This window comes from Mycobacterium sp. SP-6446 (assembly GCF_001954045.1).
Classification (GTDB): Bacteria; Actinomycetota; Actinomycetes; order Mycobacteriales; family Mycobacteriaceae; genus Mycobacterium.
On record NZ_MBEM01000003.1, the window covers coordinates 40,610 to 58,455 of the forward strand.

At 66.9% G+C, this 17,846-nt stretch carries 15 protein-coding genes and 1 riboswitch; of the genes, 10 read left to right on the forward strand and 5 right to left on the reverse strand.

Going from position 1 to position 17,846, the window contains the following annotated elements; all coding sequences use genetic code 11:
• The first annotated feature begins 14 nt into the window (after window positions 1-14).
• From A5736_RS00265 to A5736_RS00290, 6 genes are all read left to right on the forward strand, one after another.
• Complete coding sequence (locus tag A5736_RS00265; protein ID WP_076243884.1) at window positions 15-1,403, forward strand: SRPBCC family protein; 1,389 nt, start codon at window positions 15-17, stop codon at window positions 1,401-1,403.
• Window positions 1,400-2,584, forward strand: coding sequence for an LLM class flavin-dependent oxidoreductase (locus tag A5736_RS00270; protein ID WP_076243886.1), 1,185 nt, complete (start codon window positions 1,400-1,402; stop codon window positions 2,582-2,584). The genes A5736_RS00265 and A5736_RS00270 overlap by 4 nt, the downstream gene beginning before the upstream one ends.
• Window positions 2,581-4,434, forward strand: a complete 1,854-nt coding sequence (locus A5736_RS00275; RefSeq protein ID WP_076121407.1) for an NAD(P)/FAD-dependent oxidoreductase — start codon at window positions 2,581-2,583, stop codon at window positions 4,432-4,434. Before A5736_RS00270 ends, A5736_RS00275 begins: the two co-directional genes overlap by 4 nt.
• Window positions 4,434-5,369, forward strand: coding sequence for an SDR family NAD(P)-dependent oxidoreductase (locus A5736_RS00280; protein ID WP_076243888.1), 936 nt, complete (start codon window positions 4,434-4,436; stop codon window positions 5,367-5,369). The genes A5736_RS00275 and A5736_RS00280 overlap by 1 nt, the downstream gene beginning before the upstream one ends.
• Window positions 5,362-6,540 carry a CaiB/BaiF CoA-transferase family protein gene (locus tag A5736_RS00285; RefSeq protein ID WP_076121412.1) on the forward strand — a complete coding sequence of 393 codons (1,179 nt, stop codon included), beginning with the start codon at window positions 5,362-5,364 and terminating at the stop codon, window positions 6,538-6,540. Before A5736_RS00280 ends, A5736_RS00285 begins: the two co-directional genes overlap by 8 nt.
• 121 nt (window positions 6,541-6,661) lie before the next feature.
• Complete coding sequence (locus A5736_RS00290; RefSeq protein ID WP_139333030.1) at window positions 6,662-8,755, forward strand: acyltransferase family protein; 2,094 nt, start codon at window positions 6,662-6,664, stop codon at window positions 8,753-8,755.
• Between the two features lie 3 nt (window positions 8,756-8,758).
• On the opposite strand, the gene A5736_RS00295 is transcribed toward A5736_RS00290, so the two are convergent.
• Window positions 8,759-9,418: an O-methyltransferase gene (locus tag A5736_RS00295; protein ID WP_076243891.1), complete on the reverse strand. Its 660-nt coding sequence runs from the start codon at window positions 9,416-9,418 to the stop codon at window positions 8,759-8,761.
• A gap of 82 nt (window positions 9,419-9,500) precedes the next feature.
• A riboswitch (M-box (ykoK) riboswitch) is annotated at window positions 9,501-9,674 on the forward strand.
• A 202-nt stretch (window positions 9,675-9,876) separates the two neighbouring features.
• On the opposite strand from A5736_RS00295, the gene A5736_RS00300 reads away from it, so the two are divergent.
• Window positions 9,877-10,086, forward strand: coding sequence for a hypothetical protein (locus A5736_RS00300; RefSeq protein WP_076121419.1), 210 nt, complete (start codon window positions 9,877-9,879; stop codon window positions 10,084-10,086).
• A gap of 9 nt (window positions 10,087-10,095) precedes the next feature.
• Here the strand turns inward: A5736_RS00300 and A5736_RS00305 are convergent, their stop codons facing one another.
• Window positions 10,096-11,040: an NADP-dependent oxidoreductase gene (locus tag A5736_RS00305; protein WP_076243941.1), complete on the reverse strand. Its 945-nt coding sequence runs from the start codon at window positions 11,038-11,040 to the stop codon at window positions 10,096-10,098.
• Between the two features lie 135 nt (window positions 11,041-11,175).
• On the opposite strand from A5736_RS00305, the gene A5736_RS00310 reads away from it, so the two are divergent.
• On the forward strand, window positions 11,176-11,781 hold the full coding sequence (locus A5736_RS00310; RefSeq protein ID WP_076121623.1) for a hypothetical protein: 606 nt from the start codon (window positions 11,176-11,178) through the stop codon (window positions 11,779-11,781).
• Window positions 11,782-11,842: 61 nt separating this feature from the next.
• Here A5736_RS00310 and A5736_RS00315 read toward each other — a convergent pair whose 3' ends face one another.
• Window positions 11,843-12,598, reverse strand: a complete 756-nt coding sequence (locus A5736_RS00315) for a L,D-transpeptidase family protein (RefSeq protein WP_076121422.1) — start codon at window positions 12,596-12,598, stop codon at window positions 11,843-11,845.
• A gap of 408 nt (window positions 12,599-13,006) precedes the next feature.
• Between A5736_RS00315 and A5736_RS00320 the strand changes: the two genes are divergently transcribed.
• Window positions 13,007-13,939, forward strand: coding sequence for a LysR family transcriptional regulator (locus tag A5736_RS00320; RefSeq protein ID WP_076243943.1), 933 nt, complete (start codon window positions 13,007-13,009; stop codon window positions 13,937-13,939).
• On the opposite strand, the gene oxc is transcribed toward A5736_RS00320, so the two are convergent.
• A complete protein-coding gene (oxc, locus tag A5736_RS00325) occupies window positions 13,923-15,647 on the reverse strand; it encodes an oxalyl-CoA decarboxylase (protein WP_076243893.1) in 1,725 nt (574 codons plus the stop codon). The two genes, A5736_RS00320 and oxc, sit on opposite strands and share 17 nt — an antisense overlap.
• Window positions 15,648-15,843: 196 nt before the next feature.
• Between oxc and A5736_RS00330 the strand changes: the two genes are divergently transcribed.
• On the forward strand, window positions 15,844-17,382 hold the full coding sequence (locus A5736_RS00330) for a FadD7 family fatty acid--CoA ligase (RefSeq protein ID WP_076243894.1): 1,539 nt from the start codon (window positions 15,844-15,846) through the stop codon (window positions 17,380-17,382).
• Here the strand turns inward: A5736_RS00330 and A5736_RS00335 are convergent.
• A complete protein-coding gene (locus A5736_RS00335; protein ID WP_076243896.1) occupies window positions 17,298-17,843 on the reverse strand; it encodes a DUF2231 domain-containing protein in 546 nt (181 codons plus the stop codon). The genes A5736_RS00330 and A5736_RS00335 overlap by 85 nt on opposite strands.
• Window positions 17,844-17,846 lie beyond the last annotated feature (3 nt).

Here is a 17,846-nt window from a genome sequence, read left to right on the forward strand (position 1 = left end):
GAAAGGGAAAAGCGATGACCGATGACGGCGCGGCCGCGGCCGACCAGCTGACCGGGCCGGTCACGATCCCGGTGGAAGCGTATGTCTCCGAGGAATACGTGCGTGCCGAGCGCGACAAGTTGTGGCGAAAGGTGTGGCAGCAAGTCGGGCGCGTCGAGGATCTGCCCAAGGTGGGCAGCTACCTGACCTATGACATCCTCGACGACTCCATAGTCGTGGTGCGTACCGGGCCCGACACCCTGGCTGCGCACCACAACGTGTGCATGCACCGCGGCCGCCGCCTGGTGGACGTCCCGCCCGGGGCGAAAAGCGCTTGCGGCCAAAAGAAGTCGTTCGTGTGCGGATTTCACGGCTGGACCTACGACCGGGACGGCACCTGCATCCACATCCCCGAACGGCAGGACTGGCAGGGGGCGCTGACGCCCGAGAACACGCACCTGGCCAAGGTCAACGTCGATACCTGGGGTGGCTGGATCTGGATCAACATGGATCCCGAGTGCGAGCCGCTGCGCGACTATCTCGAGCCGGCCGCCACCATGCTGGACCCCTTCGGGTTGCAGGACATGCGCTGCAAATGGCGCAAGTGGCTGTATTTCGAATGCAACTGGAAGGTCGCGATGGAGGCCTTCAACGAGACCTACCACGTGGCGACCACGCATCCGCAGTTCAACAAATTCGGCAACTTTCGCGGCTGGGCCATGGCGCAGGGAAAGCACAGCAACATCGGCTACGACGCGCCCGCGGAGCTGGAAGAGACCAAATCGAAGATCCGGCTCGGCACCGGTGCGGACCCGCGCGTCTCGACCGCCGAGATGCAGATCTACACCTTGGAGGAAACCAACGCCACTACCACCAGAACATTGGTGGAGGCGGCCCGCCGGCTGGTCGACGAGCTGCCGGAGGACGCGCCCGCCGGCACGGTGCTCGAGCACTGGCTGTCCTCGGCGCGGCGCGACGATGCCGCGCGCGGCGTGGTCTGGCCGACCATCGATCCCGAGCACCTGGCCCGCAGCGGCACCGCGTGGCAGATCTTTCCGAACTTCCAGATCGGGCAGGGCCTGACCACCGCGCTGTGCTACAGCGCCCGCCCGCACGGCTACGACCCGGACCACTGCATCTTCGAAGCCTCGTGCTACGAGCTGTATCCGAAAGGCGAAGAGCCACAGACGGAATGGGTATACGCGCCACCCGACGACCCGAACTGGCGCAGCGTCCTGCCGCAGGACTTCTCCAACATGGCCGCCGTCCAGCAGGGCATGAAATCGCTCGGCTTCCGCGGCCCCAAGCCCAACCCCTACATGGAGCGCAGCACCGCGAACCTGCACCGCAACCTCGCCGAGTACATGGGCACCGGCGCGCCCCGCAAACTCGCCCCGCAACCAGAAAGAGAGATGGATCGGTGAAAGTCAACCTTGGGTTCGGATCGCACAACTCCCATGACTGGGACCGCGTGCTGGCCGGGAATTTCGGCGAACCGCCCGCGACCCCCGACTGGGAGTGCGTGCAGGCCACGCTCGCGATTGCCGACCTCGCCGAACCGCTCGGCTTCGACGGCATCTGGATGCCGGAGCACTGCGGGACCCCGTATGGCATGACGCCCAACCCGATTCAGGCCCTGAGCTATTTCGCCGGGCGTACCGAACGCGTCAGCCTCGGCACCTTCGTCGTCGTCGCGCCGTGGTGGCACCCGGTGCGGCTCGCGCACCAAATCGCCTACCTCGACATCCTCTCCAACGGCCGGTACACGACTATCGGAATCGGTCGCGGTGTCTCCAAGGGCGAGTTCGACGCCGTCGGCGTGCCCCGCGAGGAAAGCCGGCAACGGTTCAACGAGACGCTCGACATCCTGCAGCTCGCCCTGTCCGGGGAGCGGTTCTCCTATGACGGGGAAATCTTCACCGTGCCGGAGATGTCGCTTCGGCCCGAACCCCAAAGCGGCGACCTGTTTTCGCGCATCTACAGCTCGTCGTCGACCGCCGAATCGCTGGAGATCCTGGCGCGTCGCGGCATGGTGCCACTGTTCGTGGGCAACAAGCCGATCGAGGACGCCGGACGGGAAGTGCAGAAGGTGAACACGTTCCGTAAGGAGGAAGGCCTGGGGCCGTGCCAGCCGAAAAACGTGATGTTCATGTACTGCACGACCGACGACCCTGGCAAATCCGAAGAATGGATCTGGACCGCCAACCGCGACGTCACCGTGCACTACGGGTTCGCCGATGCCTCGAACTTCAAGGGCGTCAAGGGTTATGAAGCCTATGCGGCCCGGGAGGCCAGCGCCACCGCGGTCCTCGCCTCGTCGGTCACGGGCGCCGAGACCGGCGCAGCCAAAGGCCCGTCGAAGACGCCCGGCTACCACGCTTCCAATCTGCTGATCGGCACGCCGGAAGAGATCTTCAACCGGATCCAGGCCGCGCAGCGGGCCTGCTCGTTCTGCGAGCTGACGATCGTTCCGCAGTTCGGCACCATGCCCTACGCCGAGGCGATGGCGAGCACGGAGTTGTTCGCCAAAGAGGTGCTGCCGGCCGTCCAGAAGATGGAGGCCCCGCTGCACCCCGCCGCGCTCCCGGAGAATGCGCTGGCATGACGAACCCGGATTGCCCACCGACGCCGACGCCGGAGGACATCGACGTCGCGGCGTTGCGCGAAAAGTATCGTCAGGAGCGCGAAAAGCGGCTGCGCCCGGAGGGTTCCAAGCAGTACATCGAACTCGTCGACGACTTCGCGGGATTTTACGAGACCGACCCGCACTCGCCGCCGCTGGTCCGCGACGCGATCGCGGAGGACGTCGACGTCGCCGTGCTCGGCGGCGGCTTCGGGGGCCTGCTGTGTGCCGCGTACCTGAAAAAGGCCGGCGTCGATGACGTCCGGATCATCGAGTTGGGCGGCGACTTCGGTGGCGTCTGGTACTGGAACCGGTTTCCCGGGCTGCAGTGCGACAACGAATCGTACTGCTACATACCATTATTGGAAGAGCTCAACTACATACCGAGCAAGAAGTTCGCCGACGGTACCGAGATCTACGAGCATTGCCGACGCATCGGAAAGCATTTCGGCCTCTACGACTCCGCGATCTTCTCTACCCAGGTCCGGGCGCTGCACTGGGACGAGGAGATCAAGCGCTGGCGGGTCAGCACCAATCGCGACGACGACATCCGGGCCCGGTTCGTGGTCATGGCGTCGGGCCCCTTTCACCGGCCCAAGCTGCCCGGCATTCCGGGCATCAACGACTTCAAGGGGCACAGCTTTCACTCGTCACGATGGGACTACGAATACACCGGCGGGGATAGCAACGGCGGGCTGCACAAGCTCGCCGACAAACGCGTCGCGGTGGTGGGTACCGGGGCGACCGCCGTCCAAATCGTGCCGTTCCTGGGCCGGGATGCCAAGCATCTGTACGTGTTTCAGCGCACGCCGTCGTCGGTGGGCGCGCGCAACAACACGCCGACCGATCCCGAGTGGGTGAAATCGCTGCGGCCGGGCTGGCAGAAGGAGCGGCAGCGCAACTTCCACGCCTGGACGTTCGAGGGAATGGCGCTGGGCCAACCCGACTACGTGTGCGACTTCTGGACCGAACTCGGCCGCAACACCGCCGCGCGCGTTCTCACACTCGAAGACCCGGCGTCGATGACCCCCGAGCAGTTCATGGCCATCCGCGAAGAAGAAGACTACAAAGTGATGGAGCGACTGCGCCGCAGGGTCGAGAGCATCGTCGACGACCCCGGCACCGCCGAAGCGCTCAAGCCCTACTACCGGTTTCTGTGCAAGAGGCCATGCACCAACGACGACTACCTCCCAACCTTCAACCGTCCCAACGTAACGCTGGTCGACGTGTCGTCGACGAAAGGCGTGGAGCGGGCGACGGAAAAGGGTTTGATCGCGAATGGCGTCGAGTACGAAGTCGACTGCATCATCTACGCCAGTGGGTTCGAGATCACGACGGAGATCAGCCGCCGCTACTCCATCGACACCATCGCCGGCCGAGGTGGGTTGTCGCTTTTCGACCACTGGCGTAACGGCTACAAGACATTTCACGGGATGACCAGCCGCGAGTTTCCCAACCAGTTCTTCACCGGGTTCACCCAGGTCGGTATCTCGGCGAACATCGCCGCCAACTATGAACTGCAGGGCGAGCACATCGCCTACATCATCGCCGAAGCGCTGGCCCGCGGCGCGGCTACGGTCGAACCCACCCAAGAGGCGCAGGATGAATGGTGCAAAACCATCCGAGACACCGCGATCGACAACAGCCAGTTCGACCTGGAGTGCACGCCGGGCTACTACAACAACGAAGGCGGCGGCATGGGAACCGCGAAGGGCGAAGGGATCCGGTCCCATCTGGGCGAGCCCTACGGGCCCGGCTTTTACGCCTTCGGCGACCTGCTGGCCGAGTGGCGCGCCACCGGTGAGCTGGATGGCCTCGTGTTGGGATCTTGATGGCTGAACTCAGGTTCGACGATCGGGTGGCCGTTGTGACGGGCGCCGGCAGGGGACTGGGCCGCGAGTACGCGCTGCTGCTGGCTTCCAGGGGAGCCAAGGTCGTCGTCAACGACACGGGCGGCGCCCTGACCGGATCCGGCACCGACGAGGGGCCCGCCCGGCAAGTGGTCGCCGACATCACGGCGGCGGGCGGCGAAGCGGTGGCATCAGTCGACTCGGTGGCGACGCCCGAGGGGGGCCAGGCCATCATCCAAGCCGCACTTGAGAACTACGGACGGATCGACATCCTCGTCCACAACGCCGGCAACGTGCGGCGCGCATCGCTGAAGGAGATGAGCTACCAGGACTTCGATGCCGTCATCGACGTCCACCTGCGCGGCGCCTTCCACGTGGTGCGGCCCGCATTCCCGCTCATGTGCGCCGCGCACTACGGCCGTGTCGTCTTGACCTCGTCGATCGGCGGCGTGTACGGCAACCACGCCGTCGCGAACTACGCCGCCGCCAAGGCGGGCCTGATCGGGCTGTCCAACGTCGTCGCGCTCGAAGGTGCCGCCGACGGCGTGCTCTGCAATGTCATCGTCCCGTCGGCGGTCACCAGAATGGCTGAGGGCCTGGACATTTCGGCATATCCACCGATGGGCGCGGAATTGGTGGCGCCGGTGGTCGGCCTGTTGGCACACGAAACCTGCCCGGTCACCGGCGAGATGCTGATCGCCATCGCGGGCCGGGTGGCCAAAGCGGTCGTCGCGGAGACCCCCGGCGTGCACCGTCCATCGTGGTCGATCGAGGACGTTGCCGAACAGATCGACGCCATCCGTTATCTCGCTGCGCCGCTGGTCTTTCCCGTCGTACCCGACGGTCATGCCGGCCACATCCGCTACAGCTTCGACACCGCCGCGCGGGCGACCAGGGAAGGCGCCAGCCATGGCTGACAACGGGGCCGGACCGCTGGCCGGGGTACGCGTCGTCGATCTCACGGCGATGGTGATGGGTCCCTACTGCACCCAGATCATGGCCGACATGGGCGCAGACGTGATCAAGGTCGAACCGCCGCAAGGAGACGACACCCGCTACATCTCGGTCGGTCCGGTACGGGGCATGGGCGGCGTCTTCGTCAACGTCAACCGGGGCAAGCGCGGCGTCACCCTCGACCTGCAGTCCGACTCCGGCAAGATCGCGCTGCGGGCGCTCATTGAACAGGCCGACGTGTTCATCCACTCGATGCGGTCAAAGGCGGTCGCCCGGCTCGGCTTCAGCTACGACGAGGTGGCCGCGATCAATCCCGCCATCGTCTACACCAATTGTTACGGGTACGGCCGGCGTGGGCCGAAGGGGGACTTGCCCGCCTACGACGACACCATCCAGGCCGCGTGCGGGCTGCCCTACGTGCAGGAACAGCTGACCGGCGAACCCAATTACGTGGGAACCATATTGGCCGACAAAGTCGCGGGCCTCACCGCGCTCTACGCCACCATGATGGCGTTGTTCCACCGCGAGCGCACCGGCGAGGGGCAAGAGGTCGAAGTCGGCATGTTCGAGACGATGGCCTCGTTCATGCTCGTCGAACACGCCAACGGCGCCATGTTCGATCCGCCGCTGGGCCCGGCGGTCTATCCCCGCACGGTCGCGCCCAACCGGCGGCCGTACCGCACCAGCGACGGCTACATTGCGGCGTTGATCTACAACGACAAGCACTGGGCCGCGTTCGTGGAAGCCGTGCGGCCACCGTGGGCCAGCGATCTGTACGGCACGCTCGAGCGGCGGGCGCGCCAGATCGACACCGTGTACGCGCTGCTGGCCGAAACGCTGGTGCAGCGAACGACCCAGGAATGGCTTGACCTCTTTCGCGAACTTCAGATACCCGCCGCGGCGCTGTCCAGCCCGGCGACCTTGTTCGACGACGACCACCTGAACGCCGTCGGTTTTTTCGAGACGCTGGACACGGTCCACGGCCCGGTGCGATTCCCCGGCGTGCCGACCTGGTTTTCCCGTACACCGGGCCGCGTCGCGGGGCCCGCTCCGGAGTTGGGCGCGGACACCGCGGCGGTGCTCGAAGAACTCGGACTGGCACCCGCGGACGCGAATCCGGTCGCGCCGGCATAACCCGGAAATGGGGCCGCCGCAACCGGAAACCGTTGCGTGTCTTCGCGTGTCTATCTCCTGAATCCGGTCGCGACGCCACTAGGCTGGCTGCGATCAAGAGGAGGGGCAGCGACGCATCGGCATGGGCCAGGGCGCGTTAACAGCGGACACTGAGCCGGGCGGGAGGCATCCCGCACCGGCGCGTTCTGCTCGGCGCCCTCGGTGGGTTGCTCCGGTGCGACGGGTCGGTCGGCTGGCGATCTGGGATCAACCGGAACGGCGCAGCGGCATTCCCGCGCTGGACGGGCTTCGCGCGATAGCGGTCGCGCTGGTGTTGGTCGGGCATGGCGGCATCCCCGGGGTGAGCGGCGGGTTCATCGGCGTCGACATCTTCTTCGTGCTCAGCGGCTTCCTGATCACCTCGCTGCTGCTCGACGAGCTGAGGCGCAGCGGCCGTATTGAGCTGACCGGCTTCTGGATTCGCCGTGCGCGCCGGCTGCTGCCCGCGCTGGTGTTGATGGTGATCACCGTGGGCGCGGCCCGCGAACTCCTTCCCTACCAGGCCCTGAACGGACTGCGGGACGACGCTGTCGCGGCGTTCCTATGGATGGCGAATTGGCGGTTCGTGGCCCAGAAGACCGACTACTTCACGCAGGGCGCCCCGCCCTCACCGCTGCAGCACACCTGGTCGCTTGGGGTGGAGGAGCAGTACTACTTTGTCTGGCCGGTGCTGCTGATCGCGGTGACCCTGCTGTTGGCGGCACGAGCCAGGCGTTACTTCATGCGGGCGACGGTCGGCGGGGTCCGCTTCGCCATCTTCGTGATCGCCACGTTGGGGGCGCTGGCTTCGGCGGCGGCGGCCATCGTGTTCGTCTCCGAGGGCACGCGTGACCGAATCTATTTCGGCACCGACACCCGCGCGCAGGCGTTGCTGGTCGGCTCCGCGGCGGCGGCTCTGCTGGTTCGGGATTGGCCGTCGCTGAACCGGGGCTGGTGCATGATCCGGACTCGGTGGGGGCGGCGCGTCGCCCGGGTCCTGCCGTTTGTCGGTGTGGCGGGGCTGGCGGCCGCCACACACTACGCGACGGGCAATGTCGGTGAGTTCCGCCACGGTCTGCTGATCGCGGTCGCGATCGCGGCCGTGTTGGTGGTCGCGCCGGTGGCCATGGAACAGCGCGGCCTCGTCGCCCGCCTCCTGGCCATGCCGCCGTTGGTGTGGCTGGGCACCATCTCCTACGGTGTGTATCTGTGGCACTGGCCAATCTTCTTGGCGCTCAACGGGGAACGCACCGGCTGGACAGGACTGCCACTGTTCGCCGCCCGGTGCGCCGCCACGGTGGCCGTGGCCGCCGCATCGTGGTGGCTGATCGAGCAACCGATCCGGCGCTGGCGACCGGAGCGGGTGCCGCTGTTGCCGCTGGCGGCTGCCACCGTGGCGAGCGCCGCCGCGATCACCTTGTTTCTGGTTCCGGTGGGAACCGGGCCCGCGCTACGGGAAACCGGTTTGCCGCCGGGGGTTTCCTCCGTCGCGGCGGTGTCGCCGTCGCCGCCCCGTGTGGTTCGCCCGCGGCCTCGAGATCCCAACCGCCCGTTCACCGTTTCGGTGTTCGGCGACTCGATCGGCTGGACCTGGATGCACTACCTGCCGCCGACGCCCGGATTCGCCTTCCTCGACCACACCGTCATCGGTTGCAGCCTGGTGCGCGGCACGCCGTACCGCTATATCGGCCAAACGCTGGAGCAAAGACCGGAATGCGACACCTGGCCGACCCGATGGTCGACGCAGGTCGGTCAGGACCAGCCCGACGTCGCCCTGCTCATCATCGGCCGCTGGGAGACCGTCGACCGGGTCAACGAGGGGCAGTGGACGCACATCGGCGATCCGACCTTCGACGCGTACCTCAACGGTGAGCTCGAGCGGGCGCTGAACATCGTGAGTGTGCCCGGGGTTCGAGTGGTGGTGGCGACCGTCCCCTACAGCCGCGGCGGCGAAAAGCCGGATGGCCGCCTGTATCCGGAGGACCAGCCGGACCGGGTCAACCAGTGGAACACGATGCTGCGCAACACGGTTAGCCGCCACAAGGGCGTCCAGATCCTCGACCTGAACAAGAAGCTGTGTCCGGACGGTGTTTATAGCGCCAAGGTCGACGGAATCAAGGTGCGCAGCGACGGCGTGCACCTCACCCCGGAAGGCGTGAAGTGGCTGACGCCGTGGCTCGAGGAATCCCTGAGATAGGCGTTAATCGTTTGTGCGACAACTGATTTCCATGCTGTCGCTTTCGCGGACCTGGAAATTGAAGCTGGTGTAGCCGTTGTCGGGATTGCGCACGCGCTCGAGGTAGGGCCCGGTGTCCGCCGCGCTGGTGTTGTCGGCGACGATCAACGCACCCGTGGGCAGGCGCGGTTCGAGCAGCTCGATCACCGGCAGATACAGATCTTTCCAACCGTCGAGCAGTACGAACTCGACCGGCCCGTCCAGGCCCTGCAACGTGGTGAGCGCATCGCCTTCGAGAATGGTGATGACCTCGTCCAGGCCGGTCTCGGCGAACGTTTTCTTCGCGGCGGCGATCTTGGTTTCGCTGAGCTCGGTGGTGACCACTCGTCCGGTGCCGTTGTCGCGCACCGCGGCGGCCAGATGAAGGGCCGAGATGCCGAACGACATCCCGAATTCGACCACCGTGGTCGGACGCGTCGCGCGCACCAACGCGTACAGCAGGCGGCCGGCTTCGGGGGTCACCGGGATGTAGAACTCGCTCATCGCCTCGGCGCGTTCCGCGGTGGTCATCGGCCGGGCGAACTGATCGCGCCGCTCACGCAAGAGCGACATCTGGCTTTTCGATTCGGCGTACATCCGGTCGAGCACGGTCGCGACCCGAGGGTTCTGCAAAGTTGTGGCCATGCCCACGAGGGTAGGCCGTAAAAGTGTCCGGTTCGGTGCGCGGGTTTGACGGGCGGCGGGTCGCGATGTCAGCATGGACGGGCAAGCACCTCGGTAGGTGAGGCGTCTGCACGGACACAGGCCACTGACCCCGAACGTCGAGAGACGCCCCGGGTCAGGACAGCTCTTCCCGGACCCAAGGGTTGAGCCCAAGTGGCTTCCGGTGATGTTCCGGATACGCCGTGCAGTGCCAAAGCTCCGACGAGAGGGGTGCGATCGGTGTTCTCGGCGCCGGTCACTACCTCTTCCGATCAGGTGAATGTGATGACACCCGCGTGTGTCCCGGCCGTGAGGAGGTGAGGGCGAGATGAGTCCCGACGATAGTCCCTATCCGAAATACCTCTTGCCCCGACCCGGTTCCGGCAATGCTTTCTTCGTCTGAGCCATGAGCCGATCGGGCATCCAGAAGGAGAAAAATCATGGCTTTCGTTGTTACGCACCGTGTTACCGCTCGGTCCCGCGGGCACGGGCGGGCGTTCCTGCGGTCGGCTCGGCTGCTGGCTGACAAGCTGCGCACGCGCAGCGCGCTGACTCCCCAGGAGCGGGCCAACCTGTACGTGTCACGGATGCCGATCGCGGTGGTCACGGCGTCGTTGGGCGGCCACCCCCCGGTCGACGATCGGCGGTAGTTCGTTCGACTACCGCGAATCATTCGGCAGCAGAACGATTTTGCCGTGCGTGTGCCGCTGCTCGAGCTCCTCGAAGGCGTCGGCGACCCGGTCCAGCGGGTAGGTCGCGGCGATGTCGAATTCAAGGGCACCGGTGGCGACAAGGTGGGCGATTTCGGCGAGCACTTCCGGGGTCGACGCCTCCTGGCTGCCCTCGGTCTTGGCGCCGACTTCGCCCGCCTTTTGAAACGAGATGATGGTATCGATCCGCTCGGGCGCCACGCCGAGATCGACCGCGAGCTGGACGTAGTCCGGGCCGAACAAGTCGATGAACGCGTCGATTCCGTTCGGGGCCGCCGCTCGCAGTCGGTCGGCCAGGCCTTCCCCATAGGTGACCGGGACGACGCCGTGTGCGCGCAGCCAGTCGGCGTTGCCAGGTCCCGCGATGCCGAGCACCCGCGCCTGACGCAGGACCAGCAGTTGCACGACAAGGCTGCCGACCCCGCCCGCCGCAGCCGACACGGCCACCGTCTCGCCCGGTTGGGGCGCGACGGCGCGGACGGCGGCATACGCCGTCACACCCACCACGTACAGCGAACCCGCGACCTCCCAACTCAATTCGGAAGGTTTGCGGATCAATTGATTGACGGGAACCGCGGTGTGGGTGGCATGGCTGGATCGCCGGAAACTGAAACCCAGCACCTCGTCGCCAACCTCGAATTCGGTGACTCCCGGCGCTACGGCGGTCACGACGCCGGCAAGGTCGCTGCCCTCGCCGGACGGAAATGTGGCGGGGAACATCTCGTGCATCGCCCCGACCCGGATGCCAGCCTCGCCGGGATTGATGCCGGCCGCGCGAACTTCCACCACCACCTCGCCCGGGCCCGGCTCCGGCATGTCGATGTCCGCCACATACAACTCGTCACGACCCCCGTAACGGTCGAACCGTACGGCGCGCGCCGTCGCAGCCGTCATCTCGGCCTCCTTCGCCCAAACGCTTGCCCACGCCAGCATAGGCCGCCGACTCTCCGGCCCCTCCGGCGAAATTTGCGCGTATGTTCGTATGCGCTGGTGTTGTGCCGTCAGCGGATTGGCAGGGAAGGAATGTCCATGGAGCTCGCCCGGACTACCGTCGCCGGCTTGAGCGTCGCCGTCCTTGCGGTCGGCACCGCGATCACCGGCTGCGGCAACAACAAGACCCCGGCGACGTCGTCGAGCGCGTCGTCCACCGCGTCGACCGGCGTGACTGGCCCGTCACCCGGACAGACCACGGATTACAGTGGGCTGCTGATCAAGCCGAGCGACATCGGCCCGGACCTCACCACACCCCAACCGCCCGTGCTGAACCCCAACAATGCGCCGGGGGTTGCGCAGCTGTTCGCCAACGCCGACAACAGCCGCCGAATCGGGGACACCATCTTGATCGTCGCCGACCCCCAGACCGCGGCGGCCGGCATCGAGAACACCAAGGCGAACTACGCGGGCAAGGTGAGCGGCACGTGGCAGCCGGTCGACGTGGGATCCAACGGGGCAATGATCTCCGGGACATCGCCGGACAACTCCCAGGCGGTGACGGTGCTGTTGTTCAGTGAGGGCAAGGCGCTGGTCAACCTGGAATTCGACAGTGCGCCCAACGATCCCATCGATCCGGGCATGGCGACCGACATCGGCCGCAAGCAAGACGCCGCGATCAAGAGCGGGTTGCCGCCCAGCTGAGGTAGGTGGCCAGACGCCGCGATCGCGCGGAATGTCTTCACCCGCAGCGATGTTGGGGCAGCTAGGCGATGACCTCGACGGGATCGCCGACGTTCACCTGGTTGAAGTACCACGCGGCGTTGTCCGGGCTCAGGTTGATGCATCCGTGACTGACGTTCGCATGGCCTTGCGAGTCAACCGACCACGGGGCCGAGTGCACGTAGACGCCGCTGTTCGTGATGCGGACCGCGTACGACGCGATGATGTTGTATCCCTCGGGCGAACTCAGCGGGATACCGATGGTCCGCGAGTCCATCCGCACGGTGCGCTCCTTGGACAGCGCGGTGAAGTTGCCGATCGGTGTCGGGCGGGAGGGCTTCCCCATGGATGCCGGCATCGTGCGAAGCACCTCGCCGTTTCGGCTGACGGTGAACGTGTGCTCGGACACGCTGGCAACACCGAGTAGCGCGTCACCGGTGTCAAAACCGGTCGTCAGGGCCTGCACACCCACCGAGACGTGGCTGTGTGCGGGCCAATAGCGGTTCGGAACCCACTGCACGACATTGTTGTCGACCCACTCGAAGTGTCCCGGCACGTTGCTCGGCGAGCTGACGTGGATGGTCCGCTCGGCGCCAACGCGATCGGTGACGGGCGCAGTGAACGTCACCACTACCGGGTGCGCCACGCCCACCACGGCACCATCGGCCGGCAAAACGGTCGCGACTGTGGGAATCGGTTGGGGTAGCGGGACGGCGGCCACGCCGCGGGCGGCGCTGCCCAGCAGGCCCATGCCGGCGATCGCTACCATAACGAATAGATAACGAACCGTACGACGCATGGCGTCCGCCCTTCGAGATGGTGCGATCAACACAACGTTATTGTACTGACTGTCTACCCTTTACGGGTTTTAGCAAACATACACATCGCCGCCGGGTACGTGGCGATAACGACCCGATTACCCGTTGAGTTCGATCCGATCACCGGGCTGCGGACCTCCGGCAAACGATTGGGTGCACGCTTCCGAGGGCACGCTCGGCGGCGCGCCCGCAGTCCGAGACATGCGCACGAAAGAGGGCTCCGCACACCGGCTTTCGCTGGACGCAACGTCCTGACCTGCGCCCGAACGTCGATCTATGCCATGCCATCGGCGGCACAGATGCGAAATCTGGCCGATATCGCGTTGGCTGCCTACTGGCGAGGCGTTAGCCTCTGCGATAGCGGTGCGGTGAAGGCCGAGGAGGTGCCCGTGCTCTTCCGTCAGCTGGAGTACTTTGTCGCGGTCGCCCAGGAACGCCACTTCGCCCGGGCCGCCGAGAAATGCTATGTGTCGCAACCCGCGCTGTCGGCCGCGATCGCCAAGCTGGAACGCGAGCTGAACGTGACCCTGATCAACCGCGGGCACAGCTTCGAGGGCCTCACGCCCGAAGGTGAGCGATTGGTCGTGTGGGCCAAGCGGATTCTCGCCGAGCACGATGCCTTCAAGGCCGAGGTGGACGCCGTGCGGTCCGGGATCACCGGCACGCTTCGGCTGGGTACGGTTCCCACCGCCTCGACGACGGCGTCGCTGGTGCTCTCGGCGTTCTGTTCGGCACATCCGTTGGCGAAGGTGCACATCAATTCCCGGCTGTCCGCCGCCGAGCTGTACCGGCGGCTGCGCGAGTTCGAGCTGGACGCTGCCATCGTGCACCCCGCGCCCGGAGACGCTCACGACGTGGACCTGGTGCCGCTCTACCAGGAGTGTTACGTGCTGCTGTCGTCGGCGGAGATGTTGCCCTCCGGCGCAGCGACACTGACGTGGCCGGACGCCGCCCAGTTGCCGCTCGCCTTGCTCACCCCCGACATGCGGGATCGCCAGATCATCGACGAAGCCTTCGCCGGCCACGGCCTCACGGTCACACCGCAAGTCGAGACCGACTCCGTCGCATCGTTATTCGCCCAAGTCGCCAGTGGCAACTGGGCGTGCATCGTCCCGCACACGTGGTTGTGGACCTCGCCGCTGGCGGCGGAGATTCGCGCGGTCGAAATGGTCGACCCGGTGCTTAAGGCCGAGATCGCCTTGGCCACCAACTCCGCCGGGCCCGGATCACCCGTCGCCCGCGCGCTCATCGCGTCCGCGCAACAACTGGCGCTTGACGAGTTTTTCGACACGCAGCTGCTCGGAATCACGCGCCGGCGCTGACCGCGGCGCTGGTCGGATTGAGGCTTGCGAGATGACCGCTTTCCACCCCCGCTGCCGGGTCGAGTTCGCAGTCGATGATCGCGGGGCCGTTCGAGGCGAGCGCCTCGGTCAGCGCCGACCGCAGCTGCGGCGGCGTGGTGACGTGATATCCCTTGCCGCCGAACGCCTCTGCGATCAACTCGTGGCGGGCGGCGGCATTCAGCACGGTCGGCGCCGGGTCATTTCCCTTCGGCGCTTCGTCGCCGCGGTACACGCCGCCGTTGTTGAGGATGACGACCGTCACCGGCAGGCGATACCGGCAGATAGTCTCGACTTCCATCCCGGAGAAGCCGAAGGCGCTGTCGCCCTCGATCGCAACGACGGGCTTGCCGGTTTCGACCGCGGCGGCGATGGCGTAGCCCATGCCGATCCCCATCACGCCCCACGTTCCGGTGTCGAGCCGGTGTCGCGGCAGCTGCATGTCGATCAGGTTGCGGGCCAGGTCGAGCGCGTTGGCCCCCTCGTTGACCACGTAGACGTCCGGGTTTTGCTGCAGCACAGAGCGAATCGCGCCGAGCGCGTTGTAAAACCGCATCGGGTGCGGGTCTTCGGTCAGGCGCTGGCGCATCTTCTCGTCGTTGCGCCTTTTGCGAGCGGCTAGCTCGTCGGTCCATTCCACCGGAACCGCGATCCGATGGGCGCCCAGGCCGTCGCGCAGCGCCGACATCACCGAGCCGATGTCGCCGGCCAGCGGTGCCGCGATCGGCTGGTTGCTGTCGAACTCCGATGCCGCGATGTCGACTTGGATGAACGCGGCGGACCATTGCGGCGAGTCTCCGTGGCCGAGAAGCCAGTTGAGCCGCGCCCCGACCAGCAGCACCGTGTCCGCGCGGGCGATCGCCAGCGAGCGCGCAGCCGCGGCGGACTGCGGGTGGGAGTCCGGCAACAGGCCCTTAGCCATCGACATCGGCAGGAACGGGATTCCGGTGGTTTCGACAAATTCCCGAATGGCGCTGTCCGCCTGCGCATACGCCGCGCCCTTACCGAGCACGATCAGCGGTCGCTGCGCCCGCGCGAGCATGTCGAGGGCGCGATCGACCGCCTCCGGCGCCGGCAGCTGGCGCGGCGCGGGGTCGACGACCGGCCAGATCGTGTCCGCCGCGGCGGAAGCGTCCATGGCCTGGCCCAGAATCTCGCCGGGAATGTCGAGGTAGACGCCGCCCGGGCGGCCGGAGATCGCGGTCCGGATTGCGCGCGCGACGCCGCGGCCGATGTCCTCGATACGGCCGATTCGGTACGCCGCCTTCGCGAAAGGCCTTGCGGCATTGAGCTGATCGAGGTCCTGATAGTCACCGCGCTGCAAATCCACCGCCGCGCGATCGCTCGACCCGGAGATCTGGATCACGGGAAAGCAATTCGCCGTGGCGTTGGCCAGCGCGGGCAGGCCGTTGAGGAAGCCGGGCCCCGACGTCGTGAGGCAGACACCGGGTCGCTGGGTGAGAAACCCGGCGGCGGCGGCCGCGTTGCCCGCCGAGGCCTCCTGCCGAAAGCCGATGTAGCGGATGCCCGACGCCTGGGCGGTGCGGGCGAGGTCCGTGATCGGGATGCCGACTATTCCGTAGACGGTGTCGATGTCGTTGGCCTTGAGCGCGTCCACCACGAGGTGGAAGCCGTCGGTCAAGCTCGTCGAGTGCGGCCCTGCGCCCGGAGATCCCGAAACGGTACTCATGCTGGCGGCTCCTCTGCGTCGCGAATGCGTTGTCACCACTGTGGTCCGGAGCCCGTCCGGTGTCCAAGACCAAGCCGCTATGCGGCGATTCACGCCGCTTATCGACCCCGCCGGCGCCGATTCGATAGTTCACGATTATCGATCGTCAGCGGATCGGTATTGGACGAACGCGGTGCCGGCTGGGCATGGTGCCAATATGTCCGATGAATCCACCAGCCCGCGCATCGCCGACCTGGTCGAGGGCGCCGCGTCCCGGCGCCCGGACGCGCCCGCGCTGGTTGTCACCGCCGACCGGATACCGATCAGCTACCGCGAGCTGACGCGACTGGTCGATGACCTCGCCAAGCGGCTGCAGCACGCGGGCATCACGCAGGGCGACCGGATAGCGCTGCGCGCCGCCAGCAACACCGAATTCGTCGTCGGCTTGTTGGCCGCCTCGCGGGCGGACCTGGTCGCCGTCCCGTTGGACCCGGCGTTGCCCGTCGGTGAGCAGCGCGCCCGCTGCGCGGCCGCCGGCGCCGCTGTCGTCCTCGTCGACGACCCCGACGGTCAGGGCGACGGGGACGACTCTGAGTTGCGGTGGTGGCCGATCGCGGTGACCACACACGAGGGCACCGCTGCGGTGACCCTGGACGCCGCCGCCGCGCCGAACCGCGCCGTGCCCAAGCCCGAGGGGCTCCGGGACGACGACGCGATGATCATGTTCACGGGCGGCACCACCGGCGCGCCCAAGATGGTCCCCTGGACCCGCGGCAACATCGCCGCGTCGGTACGGGCCATCGTCGCCGGCTACCGGCTCGGCCCGCGGGACGCGACCGTCGCGGTGATGCCGCTCTACCACGGCCACGGGCTGCTGGCCGCGCTGCTGTCGACCCTGGCATCGGGGGGCACGGTGCTGCTGCCCGCCCGCGGGCGGTTCTCGGCCCACACGTTCTGGGACGACATCGACGCCGTCCAGGCCACGTGGTACACCGCGGTCCCGACGATTCACCAGATCCTGTTGGAGCGTGCCGCGACCGATCGGTCCGCCAGCAAGCGAGCCGCGTTGCGCTTCATCCGCAGCTGCAGCGCCCCGCTCACCCCGGAAACGGCGCAGGCGCTGCAAGCGGAGTTCTCGGCCCCCGTGGTGTGCGCTTTCGGTATGACCGAGGCCACCCACCAGGTGGCCACCACGAGCATCGACGACATCGAAAACCCAGCGGCGACAACGGGTCTCGTCGGCAGGTCCACCGGGCCCGAGATCCGGATCAGCGGGCCCGACGAAGGCGTGGGCGAGGTGTGGCTGCGCGGCCCCACGGTGGTGCGCGGCTACCTCGGCGACCCGGCCATCACCGCGGCCAACTTCACCGACGGATGGCTGCGCACCGGCGATCTCGGATCGGTTTCGGCAGCGGGCGATTTGATCATTCGTGGCCGGATCAAGGAACTCATCAACCGGGGCGGTGAGAAGATCTCCCCGGAGCGCGTCGAGGGCGTACTGGCGAGCCATCCCGACGTCATGGAGGTGGCCGTGTTCGGCGTTCCCGACAAGTTGTACGGCGAGAAGGTGGCCGCGGTGATCGTGCCCCGGGAGTCGGCTTCGCCGACGCCGCACGGGTTAGCCGACTTCTGCCGGGACCGGTTGGCGCCCTTCGAGATTCCCGCCGAGTTTCAGGAGGCGAGCGAACTGCCGCACACCGCGAAGGGCTCGCTCGACCGCCGCGCGGTCGCCGAACAGTTCGGCCCGAAGGTGTGAGCCGCCGCGACGGTTCCCCACGCGGCGCGCGCACCCGATTCGCCGACCCGGTAGCTCTGCACCAGCGTTGCCACCGCGGCGGCGATTACCAGGAGTCCCACGACGGTGTGCACACCGAGGTTCACGCTGCGGCCGCGCGCCTGGCGGATGTGCACCGCGGCCAGCACGATGACGGTGGCCACCAGCGCGCCCACGAGGTAGACCAGCGTTTCGCCGAGTTCCTGATGATTCTTGATCGCGGGAGACGGACCGAGCTTGTCGCGCAACCACGCACCCGAATTGGTCGTGATGGGCGTCAGGACGAGGGTCACCACGGCCAGCACAAGAACCAGCCAGATCAGCCGGCGCCGCGCGGCGGGCCACAGTGCGCAGAGGATCGCCAGGATCGCCGCCAGCGGAGCCAGCACGACGACGAAATGGTTGAACAGGATGTGCGCGGGAAGGCCGTCGACCGTCGACATGAA

What these genes read in the sequence shown, in the direction of transcription:
- A5736_RS00290 (WP_139333030.1), top strand. Translation starts at nt 6,662, where the DNA reads ATGGGCCAGGGCGCGTTAACAGCGGACACTGAGCCGGGCGGGAGGCAT.
- A5736_RS00295 (WP_076243891.1), bottom strand. Translation starts at nt 9,418, where the DNA reads ATGGCCACAACTTTGCAGAACCCTCGGGTCGCGACCGTGCTCGACCGG.
- A5736_RS00335 (WP_076243896.1), bottom strand. Translation starts at nt 17,843, where the DNA reads ATGTCGACGGTCGACGGCCTTCCCGCGCACATCCTGTTCAACCATTTC.
- A5736_RS00265 (WP_076243884.1), top strand. Translation starts at nt 15, where the DNA reads ATGACCGATGACGGCGCGGCCGCGGCCGACCAGCTGACCGGGCCGGTC.
- A5736_RS00275 (WP_076121407.1), top strand. Translation starts at nt 2,581, where the DNA reads ATGACGAACCCGGATTGCCCACCGACGCCGACGCCGGAGGACATCGAC.
- A5736_RS00300 (WP_076121419.1), top strand. Translation starts at nt 9,877, where the DNA reads ATGGCTTTCGTTGTTACGCACCGTGTTACCGCTCGGTCCCGCGGGCAC.
- oxc (WP_076243893.1), bottom strand. Translation starts at nt 15,647, where the DNA reads ATGAGTACCGTTTCGGGATCTCCGGGCGCAGGGCCGCACTCGACGAGC.
- A5736_RS00315 (WP_076121422.1), bottom strand. Translation starts at nt 12,598, where the DNA reads ATGCGTCGTACGGTTCGTTATCTATTCGTTATGGTAGCGATCGCCGGC.
- A5736_RS00280 (WP_076243888.1), top strand. Translation starts at nt 4,434, where the DNA reads ATGGCTGAACTCAGGTTCGACGATCGGGTGGCCGTTGTGACGGGCGCC.
- A5736_RS00330 (WP_076243894.1), top strand. Translation starts at nt 15,844, where the DNA reads ATGTCCGATGAATCCACCAGCCCGCGCATCGCCGACCTGGTCGAGGGC.
- A5736_RS00310 (WP_076121623.1), top strand. Translation starts at nt 11,176, where the DNA reads ATGGAGCTCGCCCGGACTACCGTCGCCGGCTTGAGCGTCGCCGTCCTT.
- A5736_RS00305 (WP_076243941.1), bottom strand. Translation starts at nt 11,040, where the DNA reads ATGACGGCTGCGACGGCGCGCGCCGTACGGTTCGACCGTTACGGGGGT.
- A5736_RS00285 (WP_076121412.1), top strand. Translation starts at nt 5,362, where the DNA reads ATGGCTGACAACGGGGCCGGACCGCTGGCCGGGGTACGCGTCGTCGAT.